Here is a 12,690-nt window from a genome sequence, read left to right as displayed (position 1 = left end):
CGTGTTGCAGATCTTGCACGGCACCGTACTTCACGGCGCTGACAACGCCGGTCTGCCGGTGCGTGGGCCTACCCTGGCCCGCGTGATCAATGGTGCGCACGTCATCGTCCACAGCCGCGACGCAGAGGCGGACCGGGCCTTCTTCAGGGATGTGCTGGAGTATCCGCACGTCGACGCGGGAGGCGGCTGGCTGATCTTCAAGTTGCCGCCGGCGGAGCTCGCCGTGCATCCGACGGACGGCCCCGAGTCGCAGGAGCTCTATCTGATGTGCGACGACGTCGACGCGGCCGTGTCGGCCCTGACCGCACAGGGCGTGGAGTTCACCCAGCCGCTCACCGACGCGCGCTGGGGACGGGTGACCAGGTTCCGGCTGCCCGGCGGCAGCGAAGTCGGGCTGTACGAAACCCGTCACGAGCGCGCCACCGACCTCTGAGACAGCCCGCCCTCACGAGGCGAAGCGGATGCCGGCCGCGATCGGGAGGTGGTCGCTGCCGGTCGCGCGCAGGGTGCGGATGTCGGTGACCGTTGCCGCGCGGGCCATGACCTGGTCGATACGCGCCACGGGGAAGGTCTTCGGCCAGCTGAACGCGAAGTCCCCCGGCGGCGCCGTCATGTGCGAGGTGACCGGGGCCAGTCCGCGGTCGTCCGCGGTGCCGTTGAAGTCGCCCAGCACGATCACCCGTTCAAGCTTCTCGGCGGCGAGCGCCTCCCCCAGCAGGCCGGCGCTGTCGTCCCTGTTGCCGGAGGCGAAGCCGGTGGGCCGGAAGCGGACCGACGGCAGGTGGACGGCGTAGACCGCGGTCTCGCCCCATGGCGTACGCGCGGTGGCCCGCAGTCCGCGGTTCCAGCCGGTGTCGGTGATCCCCGGGGGCCTGATGTCGAGGTGCGTCACGTCCGACAGCGGGTACGTCGACCAGAGGCCGACCGTCCCTTCGACCGCGTGGTACGGGTAGACGGGCGCCAGCGTCTTCTCGTAGAGCGGCAGCGCGGCGGGTGTCAGCTCCTCCAGGGCGATGAGCTCCGGGCCGGCTTCCATCAGCGCCCTCGCGGTGTCGGCGGGGTCGGTGTTCACGTCGCTGACGTTGTGCTGGACCACCGTGATGTCGTGCGCGCCGCCGTCCCCGGCGAGGAGCGTTCCGCCGAAGAGGTACGTCCACGCCGCCACCGGGAGCAGCAGGGCCACCAGCGCGGTGGCCGAGCGGCGCAGCAGGGCCGCGGCGAGCAGCACCGGGACGGCGAGGCCCGTCCAGGGCAGGAACGCCTCGACCAAACTGCCCAGGTGCGCACCGGTGTTGGGCACGGCGGAGTGGAAGACCATCAGGACGGCGGACGTGGCGGCGAGCGCCGCGAGGACGCGCCCGCGCGCCCAGGTCCACCCCCGCAGCCACCGGTCCGCCGCCTCGCGCATCGCTGCCATTCCCCGCCCGTCCGCCCCGTGCTCAACGGCTCACTGCCGTCTCCCTCTCCACGCGCGACAGCTTCTGAGGGTTCCGCACGGCGTAGAGCCCGGTGATGAGCCCTTCGTCGACACGCACCGCGATCACGGTGTCGATCGCGCCGTCGAGCCGGAGGATCAGCGCCGGACAGCCGTTGACCTGCGCCGGCCGCAGGGCTGCCGCCGCGCTTCCGCCGAGGCGCCCGGCGGCCAGCAGCGCGGCCACCGGTTCGGCCCCCACGACCGGCGCCAGGGTGGCCTGCACGACTCCGCCGCCGTCGCCCAGGAAGACGACGTCCGGAGCGAGGACGTCGAGCAGACCGCGCAAGTCGCCTGTCTCCACGGCCTGTTGGAACGCGGTGAGCGCGTCCTTGGTCTCGGCCGCGGAGACGGCCCCGCGCGGCCGGCGCGCGGCCACATGGGCTCGCGCCCTGTGGGCGATCTGGCGGACCGCGGCCGGGCTCTTGTCGACGGCTTCGGCGATCTCCTCGTACTCGACCGCGAAGACCTCGCGCAGTACGAACACCGCCCGCTCGGTCGGGGAGAGCGTCTCCAGGACCAGCAGCATCGCCATGGACACGCTGTCCGCCAGCTCGACGTCCTCGGCCACGTCGGGCGCGGTCAGGAGCGGTTCGGGCAGCCAGGGGCCGACGTAGGACTCCTTGCGGCGGCCGAGCGTACGGAGGTGGGTCAGCGCCTGGCGCGTCGTGATCCGGACCAGGTACGCGCGCGGTTCCCGTACGGTGCCGGGCTCGACGCCCGCCCACTTCAGCCAGGTCTCCTGGAGGACGTCCTCGGCGTCGGCGGCGGAGCCGAGCATCTCGTAGGCGACGGTGAAGAGCAGATTGCGGTGGGCGACGAACGCCTCGGTGATGCCGTCCCTCGTGTGCTCGCCCATGCCCGGCTCCTGCCCGTTCCGCTCGCGGATGTGTCGCACACGAGACACCGGCCGGCGCCTCCGTGTGACACCTCCGGCCGGTGGCGCACGTCACAACTCCCCACCGTCACAAGAGCGGTGGCATCGGCATCTTGTGTTCGTCCAGTGCGGCAGCACACGACACCACGAGTGAGGACGACGTCATGGAACCCCGTTTCAATCTGCTCGACAGCCCGACCGCGGCGAAGGTCGCCAAGCGGTTCTACAGCGCCTCGGTGGCCATCGAACAGTCCACCCTTCCCAAGTCCCTGCGCGAACTGGTGCAGTTGCGCGCCAGCCAGATCAACGGCTGCGGCTTCTGCGTGGACGTCCACCTCAAGGAGGGCGCAGCCGCGGGCGAGACCGCACTGCGGCTCGGCCTGGTCTCCGCCTGGCGCCACACCACCGTGTTCACCGAGGCCGAGCGCGTGGTGCTGGCCTTCACGGAGGAGGGCACCCGGCTCGCGGACGCCGCCCAGGGCGTCTCCGACGAGACGTGGGCCGCGCTGCGCAAGCACTACGACGACGATCAGGTCGGTGCGCTGGTCTGGCTGGTCTCGATGATCAACGCGGCCAACCGGGTCGGCGTGATCCTGCACAACCAGGGTGGTTCGTACGAGCCGGGGGCGTTCGCAGCGCTCGACTGACCCGCGGAGGCATCCCGGGTGCGTGCGATGCTCTGGGGCATGTCGATACCGAGAGCGGTCGCCGTAGTCGTGCACGGAGCAAGGGTGTTGGTCGTCAAGCGCTTCTTGCAGCGCGAACGGTCGACCGCATGCGCCATATGCCGGGGCACCGGTGTGGCAGGTCCGGCCTGCCCGGGACATCACTACGCGGTACTGGTCGGCGGCCATGTCGAGCCGGACGAGACGGCCGAGGAGGCGGCGCTCCGCGAGCTCACGGAGGAGACGACGCTCTCGGCCCGGATCGAGCGGCTCCTGTGGACCGGTCACCACAACGACCGGCCTGCCTCGTACTTCCTGATGACGGATGTCGTGGGCAGGCCGGTCCTGTCCGGTCCTGAGGCCGAGGAGAACCGTCCGGACAACAGCTTCGAACTCCTGTGGGCCGCACCGGACGAGTTCGCCGGGCTGGGGCTGTACCCCGCGGACGTCCGGGAGCCGCTGACGCGGTTGCTCGACCGTCACCAGGGGGACGCCAGGACTCCGAGCACGCACACCGCCGTCCAGATCACCGGTCCCGACCAGGCACGTCTCGTACGGGACAAGCCTGTCCCCGTACCAGCCGACGGCCAGATCCTCGCCCGGGTGGAGTGTGTCGGGCTGTGCTTCTCGGACGTGAAACTGCGGCACCAGTTCGACCGGCATGTGCGCAAGTCACCTGTGCTGCACGACGATTCGCTGCGGGACAGCCCGTCCTACGTACCCGGTGAGCTGCCGACCGTGCCGGGGCACGAGGTCGTGCTGCGGGTCGTCGCCGTCGGGGGCGGAGTGAGCAGTGCGGTCGTCGGCGGGCGGTACGTCGTGCAGGCCAACTTCAGGGATCTCGCCACGGCCGCCTCCACCGGCGCCTTCGGCTACAACTTCGAGGGCGGCCTTCAGCAGTACGTCCTACTGGACGAGCGGGCCACCGTCGCGGCCGATGGCGAGAGTTATCTGATCCCGGCGCCCGAGGAGCCGTCGGCGAGCCAACTGGCGCTCGTCGAGCCGTGGTCGTGCGTGGAGCATGCGTACGCCGTCCGCGAGCGGCGCCAACTGCGGGCGGGTGGGACGGTGTTGGTCGCCGGTACGGGCGGCCCGGGCGGGCTCGACCTGTCCGGGAGCGGTCGGCGGCTGGGCACTGCGGAGGTCGCGGGGCTGACCGTCGTCGAGCCCGCCGCGCTCGCACCTCGGTCCGTCGACGACCTCCTCTACCGCGGCTCCGACGCCGACGAGCTGGAGCGGCTGCTGCCGCTGGTGGCCAACGACGGCCTGGTGCTGATCGCGACCGGCGGCGGGCGGTTCGGGCGGCCCGTCGACGTCCCCGTGGGGCGGGTGCACTATCAGAACCTGCGGATCGCGGCGACGACCTCGGACGACTTCGCCGACTGCCTGGACGCGATCCCCTCCACCGGGGAACTCCGCGACGGCGATCACGTCAACGTCGTGGGGGCGGGCGGCCCCACGGGCGTCATGGCGATGGTGCGCGCGATCGTCTCCTCGCGGCCCAAGGCGCTGGTCGAAGGCGCCGTACGCAATCCGGCGCGCGCCGCCGCCCTCGACCACCGTGTCGCGCGCACCGCCGCCGAACGGGGCGTCGAGGTGCGTCTGTTCGACCCGGAGACCGAGCACCCGCGCGGCCCCGTCGACTACTGCTTCGTGATGGCGCCGGTCCCCGACCTGATCCGTACGGCGATCGCCGACGCGGCCGGGCACGGGATCGTCAATGTGTTCGCGGGGATCGCCACCGATGCGCCCTGCCCCATTGACCTGGACACGTACACGGTGAAGCGCCTGTACTTCGTCGGTACGTCGGGCAGTGGGGTGGCGGACATGCGCGCGGTGCTGGCCCAGGTGGCCGACGGCCGTCTCGACACCAACCTGTCGGTGGGCGCGGTGAGCGGGATGGCGGGCGCGCTCGACGGCCTGGATGCGGTACGCGACCGCCGCATCCCCGGCAAGGTCGTCGTCTACCCGGCTCTCGACGACCTGCCCCTGCTCGACCTCGGCGAGATGGTCGCCCGCTACCCGTCCGTCGGCCCGCTGCTGAGGGACGGCTGCTGGACGGGGCCGGCCGAACGGGAGCTGTTCCGGGTGGCGTCGTTTCGCCACAGCGGCACGAGCTGAACGATCCCGAAGGCCACTTCGACGCCGAGGAACCCCCACAGCAGGTGCGGTGCGCCGTCGACCAGTGCGTACGCGAGCCACGCGGAGAACAGGATGCGTGCGATGCCGTCGAACAAGCCGTGCACCGGCTGCGGCTTCGTGATGCGCAGGAGCGCCCAGACGACCACGACCGAGCCCATCAGATTCGCGAACAGCGTCTGCATTGTGTCCAGTTGGGGCATCTCGCCCAGGCCCGATGCCCGGCCGAGCGACGACAGCGCGTCATGCACCAGTGCGTACGTCCACGGAGTCGCGAACCCCGCCGTGACGACAAGGTCGTACCAGGCGCTCGCGCGGACGGCGCGGAGGTAGCCGGGGCGTGCGGGGACGGCGAGAGGAATCATTCCGGGGCTCCTGATCGTTTCGGACCGACGGAGCCTCACGCTAAACAGTGGAGCACGGTCCAAGGTCAAGCCCATCACCGACGGGGAGTCAGCGCATGCGCATCGGGGAGCTGTCCGCACTGGCGGGCGTGTCCAGGGACACCATCCGCTTCTACGAGAAGGTCGGTCTCGTCACGGGGCAGCGACTGCCCAACGGGTACCGGGACTTCGCCCCCGAGACGGTGGCCTGGCTGCAGTACGTCAGGACCGCGCAGGCGCTCGGATTCTCGCTGGCGGAGATCGCGAAGAACGGCGAGGAGCTGCGCAAGGTGCCGGACAGCGCGGAGGCCCTGTCCGCGCTGTTCGAGGAGAAGATCCGGGTCATCGACGTACGGATGGCCGAACTCGCCGCACTGCGCGGGGAGTTGACGGAGCGCGTCGGCACGGGATGCCCGTTGCGCGCCCAAGGCTGAGTGCACGGTCTGCCGTACTCCAGCGCCGGTTGAGCGGAGCCCGAGACGGCGCCCGGACACTCTGAGGGATCGCTCCATCGGATCTGTCGGGGCAATGGCGCCCCGAGTGAATCGGCATTGAGGCAGGTCGCCGGGGTCCGCGCACCACAGGATGCGGCAGCGATCGACGGCCGGCGCCCCGCTCCCCCCTAGCGGGGCGCCCGCACGATCCGGTCGATCTCTTCGGCCATGTCGCCGGTGGGGTGGCCCAGCGGATCGGGGCGGCCCGGCTTCGTACTCCGCTCCGCGCGTCTGCGGCGCCACGCGAGCGCGAAGCCGACTCCCGCCACCAGCGCGGGAAGCGCCAGCTCTGTTGTCAGGGACGCCAGCCAGTCCGGGTTCAGTTGGCGCGTGATACCGCTCGTGTACTGGCATGTCGCCTGGGGTGGAAGGAAGCTGTACTCCAGCGTCCTCGGCACATTCGTCCCCCAGTCCGCCCCTGCCGAGCAGGCCGACGACGGGCCCGCGAGGAGCTTCCACCCGGTCAGTGCGTAGAACATGGCGAACACCGAGCCGGTCACGAAGAAAGCCACCGCCGTGCGGCGCAGCTTCTCGGTCCTGGACGTCGGCTTCACGTGGTCGCTCCCGGTCCGCGGCTCGAAGCACTCCGCAATCAGTGCCACGAACATGCTGACGACCAGCACCGCCAGACCGCCCCAGAGCAGGCCGCCCAGCACGCCCCTGCCCCCGAGAGAGACGACCTCTCCCCGCTCGAACTCGCACACAGTCGCCGGGGGAAACGCCTGATTCCGCACCCGCAGCAGTTCACCCGGGCCCTGGATCATCCCCTGCATGCACCGCTCGTCGAACTCCATCATGGCGAAACCGGCCAGCGCCGAGCCCACCACCACTGCGCCGAACGCGATGGCGGCCGCGGCCCAGAGACCGCCCGTCCGATAGCTGCCATGCGTACACGTGTTTGACATCCGCGCACCCTAGCCGACCCCATTGACGAATGGTCTGTACCAACTTACCTTCACGGTGCTCATGTCCCCCCAACTCTCCTGAGCCACGCGGCACTCGGCCTGCCCCACGGGCCGCCGCGACCGGCTGGAAAGGATCACGGCATGTTCCATCGGATACGGATGCTGCGCCTCGCGACGGTCGCGGTGGCGCTCGTCTTCGCCGCCCAGCTGCCCGCCGCCGCGGCGCAGGACACCGCGCAGGCCGACACCTGCGCCCTCAAGTCCAGGCCCACCGGAAAGGTTCTGCAGGGCTACTGGGAGAACTGGGACGGCGCCGCCAACGGCGTGCACCCGCCGTTCGGCTGGACCCCCATCACCGATTCCCGGATCGGCCAGCACGGCTACAACGTCATCAACGCCGCGTTCCCCGTCATCCGCTCCGACGGCACCGTCCTCTGGGAGGACGGCATGGACGCGGGCGTGAAGGTGGCGACCCCGGCCGAGATGTGCCAGGCCAAGGCGGCCGGCTCCACCATCCTGATGTCGATCGGCGGCGCCGCCGCGGGCATCGACCTCAGCTCCAGCGCGGTCGCCGACCGCTTCGTCGCGACGATCGTCCCGATCCTGAAGCAGTACAACTTCGACGGCATCGACATCGACATCGAGACCGGACTCGTCGGCAGCGGCAGCATCGGCCAACTCTCGGCCTCCCAGGCCAACTTGATCCGCATCATCGACGGCGTACTCGCCCAGATGCCCGCCGGCTTCGGCCTGACCATGGCGCCGGAGACCGCCTATGTCACCGGCGGCAGCGTGACGTACGGATCGATCTGGGGCGCGTACCTGCCCATCGTGAAGAAGTACGCGGACAACGGCCGCCTGTGGTGGCTCAACATGCAGTACTACAACGGCTCGATGTACGGCTGCTCCGGCGACTCCTACGAGGCGGGCACCGTGCAGGGCTTCACCGCGCAGACGGACTGCCTGAACAACGGGCTCGTCGTCCAGGGCACCACCATCAAGGTCCCGTACGACAAGCAGGTCCCCGGTCTCCCGGCCCAGTCCGGCGCGGGCGGCGGCTATATGTCACCGTCCCTGGTCTCGCAGGCGTGGCAGCACTACAACGGCGCACTGAAGGGGCTCATGACCTGGTCCCTCAACTGGGACGGCTCAAAGAGCTGGACCTTCGGGGACAACGTCAAGGCCCTGCAGGGCAGGTAGCAGCCCCGCCAGTGCGGCGGCCGGAAAGGGCGTGGTCTTGGTCTCGTTGAGGAGACGCCCGTAGAAGCCGTCCATGACGAGAGCCGTCGGGGCGTACCTGTCGACCAGATCCGCGACCGCGGGCGACAGGTCGCCCCTTCGCTCACCCGCGATCCAGTCGGCCAGGAACGCCGCGAAACCCACCTCCCCGGCTCCGACGCCGCCGCCCGGCAGATGGTTCCGCAGCAGATGACACATGGTCTGCCCGTGGTCGTACGCGCGATGGCGGGCCAGGAACCCGGCCTCGTCCGGGCCGAGTTCGAACCGGTCGCTGAGCGCGAGCCCGAAGTCCGTGAAGTACACCCGGTGTCCGTCGGTCAGGATGTTGTGGAAGTGCGCGTCGAAGTGGACGAGCCCCTGGGAGGCCATGAAGTCCACCCCGCGCGCGACGCCGTCGGCCGCCCGCAGGAAGGGCGCCTCACCGCCGTGGTCGGCCAGCCAGTCGCCCAGCGTGTGCGGCACGTATTCGAGGAAGAGCACCAGGCTGTACGTGGACCGGCCGATCGCCTCCAGCCGCTCGCGCACCGCGCCCGAGCCCTCCCAGTGCGCGACCGCCCCTTCGATGCCGCCGGCGAAGTCGGTGAACTCCTCGGGAGGCGAGTCGGGCAGAACACGCCAGTGGTACATGAGCGGGAAGGCCTCGCAGGCGTCCGCCAGGACCCAGTTCGTCGTCATGGTGTGCACGGCCAGCTCCCGCCAGGCCCCGAATCCGGCGGAGCCCACGCCGTACTGGTAGTACGTCGGCAGGCCGAAGAGGTTGGCCGTCGAGCGGAGATGCTCCGGTCGCAGTTCGAGGCCGGTGAGCGGGACCCGCTTGACGAAGACCCGGCTGCCCGCCACCTCCAGAACCGCCGATCTGCCGCCGATCCCGGTCCCGAGCTGCTCGGCCGCCGCCACGTCCTTGGCGAGCCGGTCGTCGCTCAACAGGGAGAGAGACGTGGAGACGTCCGCGTGGACGGACCGGCGGGCGGGGGCGCTGACTGCCTGCGGAGGCTGCTGCATAAGGTCCATTGTCATGGTGACAACACTCATGACGTACGCGGGGGCGGGCGAGGCCGACGGGCTCGTCACGCGGACCGGGGGCATACCGCTGGCGCCGGCGGGGACCGGCTGGCCCACCTGCTCGACCTGCGAAGGGCCGATGCAGTTTCTCGCCCAGGTCGTCCTGGAGCAGCAGGGCCGCACCATGGCGATCTTCATGTGCCAGAACGATCCGGGCATGTGCGACGAGTGGAGCCCGACCGGGGGCGGCAACCGGGCGCTGCTCTTCCCCGCCACGGGGCTGGAGCCGATCCCCCTGCCCGCACTGGGCGAGGACGACGAGGAGGACGTTCTCCAGCTCGGCGCGGTACACATCGCCGCCTTCGAGGCCTCCCCCGCCGCCGACTACGCGAGCGCGTACACGGAATGGGGCGGCCGCGAGGGAAACGATCCGGCGCACGTCCTGGGCCAGTTCGGCGGGCAGCCCGCCTGGCTGCAGGGCGACGAGACGCCCGCCTGCCCCGGATGCGGCCAACTCATGGGCCTGGTCGCCCAGTTGGAGGAGGGTCCCGACTACGCCACAGCCATGAATTTCGGCGGCTGCGGCTCGGCGTACGCCTTCGCCTGCACGCCCTGCGACCAGGCGGTTTTCCTCTGGCAGTGCTGAGGCCCCTCGGTTTCCCGGAGTTCTGAGACTTGACTCTCACAATACGTGAGAGGAGTCTCTCACGTCATGGACTCCCGTAACCGCCTGGGCGACATCGAGATCACCGACCCGAAGGCGATGCGCGCACTGGCCCACCCCGTACGCCTCGCGATCCTCGAACGCCTCCAGCGGAACGGCCCCGCGACGGCGACGCAGCTCGCACCCGACGTGGGCGCGACCCCGTCCGTGACCAGTTGGCATCTGCGGCATCTCGCGGGATTCGGTCTCGTACGCGATGCCGAGCCCGGACCGGACCGTCGGCAGCGGCGGTGGGAGGCCGTGGCCCGCGGGTTCCGGTACGAGCCGCCCGCAGATCCGGACGACGAGGAGGGCTGGTCCGCCGCGTGGGCCCTCACGCGGGAGATGTTCCTGCGCGGCGAGAGCAGGGCCAACCGGTGGCTGGACGAGACCGCGCCCCGGCTCGACCCGGACTGGCTGCGCCTCGCGGGCCTCGCCGAGACCGGCATCTCCGTCTCCGCCGGTGAACTGGCCGCCATCGAGGACGAGATGGAGCGCATCCTCGCGCCGTACGTGATGCGCGACGCCTCCGAGCGGCCCGCCGACACCCGTGGCGTACGGCTGCTCCGGTACTTCCTGCCGGAGCACATCGAGAAGCAGAGCGGGGACGCGTCATGAGCGCCTCACCCGCGGCCATACCCCCGTCCCTCTGGCGCGACCGCCGCTTCCGCCGCTTCTGGGCCGGCCAGTCGATATCGCAGTTCGGCGACCGCATCAGCGAACTCGCCCTGCCGCTCGTCGCGGTGGGCACCCTCCACGCCTCCGCCGGACAGGTCGCCTGGCTGACCGCACTCGTCTGGACCCCGAACCTCCTCGCCATCGTCCTGGGCGCCTGGGTCGACGGCCGCGCCCGCAAACGGCGCCTGATGGTCCGCGCCGACCTCGTCCAGGCGGCCGCGCTGCTCTCGCTCCCCGCCGCCTGGCTCTGGGGAGCCGTGACGCTCGCGCAGTTGTACGCGGTCGCCCTGCTGACCGGCGCCGCCGCAGTCATCTCCAACACGGCCGGTCAGCCGTTCTTCGCCCATCTGGTGCCGCGGACGTCGTACGTCGACGCCAACAGCAAGCTCGGCGCCAGCCGGTCCGCGTCGTTCATCGGCGGGCCCGCGATCGGCGGCGTGCTGGTCCAGGTGCTGACTGCGCCCGTCGCGGTCGTCGCCGACGCGCTGACCTTCCTGGCGTCCGCGTTCCTCATCGGCCGGATCCCGATCGACGAACCACCGCCCGTACAGGACGAGTTGGCGCCGTCCCTGCTCCGGCGCGCCAAGGACGGCATGACGTACGTGATCCGTCACCCGATACTGCGCGCGACCCTCGGCTGTGCGGCGACCGTCAACTTCTTCACCTTCATCGCGGGAACCGGGCTGATCGTGCTGTTCGCCACTCGCAACCTAGGCCTCACCGCAGGCGTGATCGGCACGGCTTTCGGCATCGGCGCGAGCGGCGCCCTCCTCGGTGCGGTGATCGCCCCCAGGCTTGCGCGAAGGATCGGCGTCGGGCGGAGCATCGCCGTGGGCGCGGTGCTGTTCCCGGTGCCGATTGCCCTCGTCGCGGCCGCGGGCGGCCCGATGTGGACGCGTACCGGAGCACTGGGTGCTGCGGAGTTCCTCTCCGGGTTCGGCGTGATGCTCTTCGACGTCAACCTCAACGCCCTGCAGACATCGGTGATCCCCGACGGGATGCGCAGCCGCGTCGCCGGCGCGTACAGCACGCTCAACTACGGCATCCGGCCGCTGGGCGCCCTCGTCGGCGGCTTCCTCGCCACGACGCTCGGACTCCGCGAGACGCTTGTCATCGGCGCCGCGGGCGGAGCGCTCTCGCTGCTCTGGCTGCTGCCGTCGCCGGTCCTGGGCATCCACTCACTGGCTCCGGATCGCGCCGAGCAGCCGGCGCTTTCGTGACAGGCCTCAACTCGGCGATCTAGATTGGCGGTTGACTGTTCACCTGTTCGTGCCGGAGGAATGCCGATGTCCGAGAACGCCGCCTCGCCCGCGGAAAGTGCCGAATCCCTGCGCGCCCGGATCAAGACCGATCAGCCGCACACCGCGCGGATCTGGAACTACTGGCTCGACGGGAAGGACAATTACCCCGTCGACCGCGCGGCCGGCGACCAGATCCGGCAGCTGCACCCGGGGATCGGCGACTACGCCCTCGCCGACCGGCTGTTCCTCGGCCGGGCCGTGCAGCATCTGGTCGCCGACTGCGGCATACGCCAGTTCCTCGACGTCGGCACCGGCCTGCCCACGGCCGACAACACCCATGAGGTCGCCCAGCGCATCGCCCCGGAGTCGCGCATCGTCTACGTCGACAACGACCCGCTGGTCCTGACCCACGCCCAGGCGCTGCTGACCAGTTCGCCCGAAGGCAGCACCGACTACCTCGACGCGGATCTGCGCGACCCCGACACCATCCTCGCCCACGCGGCCAAGTCACTGGATCTGACGAAGCCCGTCGCCCTCATGCTGCTCGGCGTCGTCATCTTCATCGAGGACGACGCCGAGGCGCTCGGTCTCGTACGCCGCCTCCTGGACGCTCTGCCGTCGGGGAGTTATCTGGTGCTGTCCCACACCATCACCAGCCCGGCCATGCCGGACGTCGACGCGGCGGTGGCGTTCTGGAACGAGCACGGGACGCCGAAGCTGACCCAGCGCACCCCCGAGAAGGTCACCGAGTTCTTCGCCGGCACCGAGCTTCTGACGCCCGGTGTGGTCTCGTGCTCGCGCTGGCGCCCGGCGGACGCGACCGGTGAGGAGCCGGCCGAGGTCGCCATGTTCGGCGGGGTCGGCCGCAAGCTCTGAGGCCGGGCCGCCGG

Annotated in this window: 14 protein-coding genes; 9 read left to right on the top strand and 5 right to left on the bottom strand. The window is 70.6% G+C overall.

The features are described 5' to 3' along the window. Positions 1 to 82 precede the first annotated feature (82 nt). Positions 83 to 433: a VOC family protein gene (locus OG707_RS30035; protein WP_329123789.1), complete on the top strand. Its 351-nt coding sequence runs from the start codon at positions 83 to 85 to the stop codon at positions 431 to 433. 12 nt (positions 434 to 445) lie between these two features. Here OG707_RS30035 and OG707_RS30030 read toward each other — a convergent pair whose 3' ends face one another. Then, positions 446 to 1,408, bottom strand: coding sequence for an endonuclease/exonuclease/phosphatase family protein (locus tag OG707_RS30030; RefSeq protein WP_443071504.1), 963 nt, complete (start codon positions 1,406 to 1,408; stop codon positions 446 to 448). A 31-nt stretch (positions 1,409 to 1,439) separates the two neighbouring features. Next, positions 1,440 to 2,333, bottom strand: coding sequence for an RNA polymerase sigma-70 factor (locus OG707_RS30025; RefSeq protein ID WP_329123785.1), 894 nt, complete (start codon positions 2,331 to 2,333; stop codon positions 1,440 to 1,442). 182 nt (positions 2,334 to 2,515) lie between these two features. Between OG707_RS30025 and OG707_RS30020 the strand changes: the two genes are divergently transcribed. Both OG707_RS30020 and OG707_RS30015 read left to right on the top strand, forming a co-directional pair. Then, a complete protein-coding gene (locus tag OG707_RS30020; protein ID WP_329123783.1) occupies positions 2,516 to 2,998 on the top strand; it encodes a carboxymuconolactone decarboxylase family protein in 483 nt (160 codons plus the stop codon). Between the two features lie 39 nt (positions 2,999 to 3,037). Beyond that, entirely contained in the window at positions 3,038 to 5,137 is a 2,100-nt protein-coding gene (locus OG707_RS30015; protein ID WP_329123781.1) for an NUDIX domain-containing protein, read from the top strand. On the opposite strand, the gene OG707_RS30010 is transcribed toward OG707_RS30015, so the two are convergent. Further along, positions 5,035 to 5,520: a hypothetical protein gene (locus OG707_RS30010; protein ID WP_329123779.1), complete on the bottom strand. Its 486-nt coding sequence runs from the start codon at positions 5,518 to 5,520 to the stop codon at positions 5,035 to 5,037. The two genes, OG707_RS30015 and OG707_RS30010, sit on opposite strands and share 103 nt — an antisense overlap. Before the next feature lie 95 nt (positions 5,521 to 5,615). Here OG707_RS30010 and OG707_RS30005 point away from each other — a divergent pair, with 95 nt between their 5' ends. Beyond that, positions 5,616 to 5,972: a MerR family transcriptional regulator gene (locus OG707_RS30005; RefSeq protein WP_329123777.1), complete on the top strand. Its 357-nt coding sequence runs from the start codon at positions 5,616 to 5,618 to the stop codon at positions 5,970 to 5,972. 188 nt (positions 5,973 to 6,160) lie between these two features. On the opposite strand, the gene OG707_RS30000 is transcribed toward OG707_RS30005, so the two are convergent. After that, a complete protein-coding gene (locus tag OG707_RS30000; RefSeq protein ID WP_329123775.1) occupies positions 6,161 to 6,937 on the bottom strand; it encodes a hypothetical protein in 777 nt (258 codons plus the stop codon). A 141-nt stretch (positions 6,938 to 7,078) separates the two neighbouring features. Between OG707_RS30000 and OG707_RS29995 the strand changes: the two genes are divergently transcribed. Beyond that, positions 7,079 to 8,137 (top strand): chitinase, encoded by a 1,059-nt coding sequence (locus OG707_RS29995; RefSeq protein ID WP_329123773.1) that lies wholly within the window; start codon positions 7,079 to 7,081, stop codon positions 8,135 to 8,137. Here the strand turns inward: OG707_RS29995 and OG707_RS29990 are convergent. Further along, positions 8,087 to 9,193, bottom strand: a complete 1,107-nt coding sequence (locus tag OG707_RS29990; protein WP_329123771.1) for a protein kinase family protein — start codon at positions 9,191 to 9,193, stop codon at positions 8,087 to 8,089. The two genes, OG707_RS29995 and OG707_RS29990, sit on opposite strands and share 51 nt — an antisense overlap. Between OG707_RS29990 and OG707_RS29985 the strand changes: the two genes are divergently transcribed. The 4 genes from OG707_RS29985 to OG707_RS29970 all read left to right on the top strand — a co-directional run bounded on the left by OG707_RS29985 (position 9,192) and on the right by OG707_RS29970 (position 12,676). After that, positions 9,192 to 9,824: a hypothetical protein gene (locus tag OG707_RS29985; RefSeq protein ID WP_329123769.1), complete on the top strand. Its 633-nt coding sequence runs from the start codon at positions 9,192 to 9,194 to the stop codon at positions 9,822 to 9,824. The two genes, OG707_RS29990 and OG707_RS29985, sit on opposite strands and share 2 nt — an antisense overlap. A gap of 66 nt (positions 9,825 to 9,890) precedes the next feature. Continuing rightward, complete coding sequence (locus tag OG707_RS29980) at positions 9,891 to 10,499, top strand: ArsR/SmtB family transcription factor (RefSeq protein WP_329123768.1); 609 nt, start codon at positions 9,891 to 9,893, stop codon at positions 10,497 to 10,499. Further along, a complete protein-coding gene (locus OG707_RS29975) occupies positions 10,496 to 11,779 on the top strand; it encodes an MFS transporter (protein WP_329123767.1) in 1,284 nt (427 codons plus the stop codon). The genes OG707_RS29980 and OG707_RS29975 overlap by 4 nt, the downstream gene beginning before the upstream one ends. Before the next feature lie 66 nt (positions 11,780 to 11,845). Then, a complete protein-coding gene (locus OG707_RS29970; RefSeq protein ID WP_329123766.1) occupies positions 11,846 to 12,676 on the top strand; it encodes an SAM-dependent methyltransferase in 831 nt (276 codons plus the stop codon). The last annotated feature ends 14 nt before the right edge of the window (positions 12,677 to 12,690 follow it).

Origin of the sequence: Streptomyces sp. NBC_01465 (assembly GCF_036227325.1) — a bacterium.
Taxonomy (GTDB): domain Bacteria; phylum Actinomycetota; class Actinomycetes; order Streptomycetales; family Streptomycetaceae; genus Streptomyces.
The sequence above is the reverse complement of the archived record's forward strand: the minus strand, read 5'-3'. Positions and strand labels throughout refer to the sequence as shown.

Bases quoted from the DNA above. Each gene is read 5' to 3' on its own strand.
- OG707_RS30030 (WP_443071504.1), bottom strand. From the start codon at position 1,408: ATGCGCGAGGCGGCGGACCGGTGGCTGCGGGGGTGGACCTGGGCGCGC.
- OG707_RS30025 (WP_329123785.1), bottom strand. From the start codon at position 2,333: ATGGGCGAGCACACGAGGGACGGCATCACCGAGGCGTTCGTCGCCCAC.
- OG707_RS30020 (WP_329123783.1), top strand. From the start codon at position 2,516: ATGGAACCCCGTTTCAATCTGCTCGACAGCCCGACCGCGGCGAAGGTC.
- OG707_RS30015 (WP_329123781.1), top strand. From the start codon at position 3,038: ATGTCGATACCGAGAGCGGTCGCCGTAGTCGTGCACGGAGCAAGGGTG.
- OG707_RS30010 (WP_329123779.1), bottom strand. From the start codon at position 5,520: ATGATTCCTCTCGCCGTCCCCGCACGCCCCGGCTACCTCCGCGCCGTC.
- OG707_RS30005 (WP_329123777.1), top strand. From the start codon at position 5,616: ATGCGCATCGGGGAGCTGTCCGCACTGGCGGGCGTGTCCAGGGACACC.
- OG707_RS30000 (WP_329123775.1), bottom strand. From the start codon at position 6,937: ATGTCAAACACGTGTACGCATGGCAGCTATCGGACGGGCGGTCTCTGG.
- OG707_RS29995 (WP_329123773.1), top strand. From the start codon at position 7,079: ATGTTCCATCGGATACGGATGCTGCGCCTCGCGACGGTCGCGGTGGCG.
- OG707_RS29985 (WP_329123769.1), top strand. From the start codon at position 9,192: ATGGTGACAACACTCATGACGTACGCGGGGGCGGGCGAGGCCGACGGG.
- OG707_RS29990 (WP_329123771.1), bottom strand. From the start codon at position 9,193: ATGACAATGGACCTTATGCAGCAGCCTCCGCAGGCAGTCAGCGCCCCC.
- OG707_RS29980 (WP_329123768.1), top strand. From the start codon at position 9,891: ATGGACTCCCGTAACCGCCTGGGCGACATCGAGATCACCGACCCGAAG.
- OG707_RS29975 (WP_329123767.1), top strand. From the start codon at position 10,496: ATGAGCGCCTCACCCGCGGCCATACCCCCGTCCCTCTGGCGCGACCGC.
- OG707_RS29970 (WP_329123766.1), top strand. From the start codon at position 11,846: ATGTCCGAGAACGCCGCCTCGCCCGCGGAAAGTGCCGAATCCCTGCGC.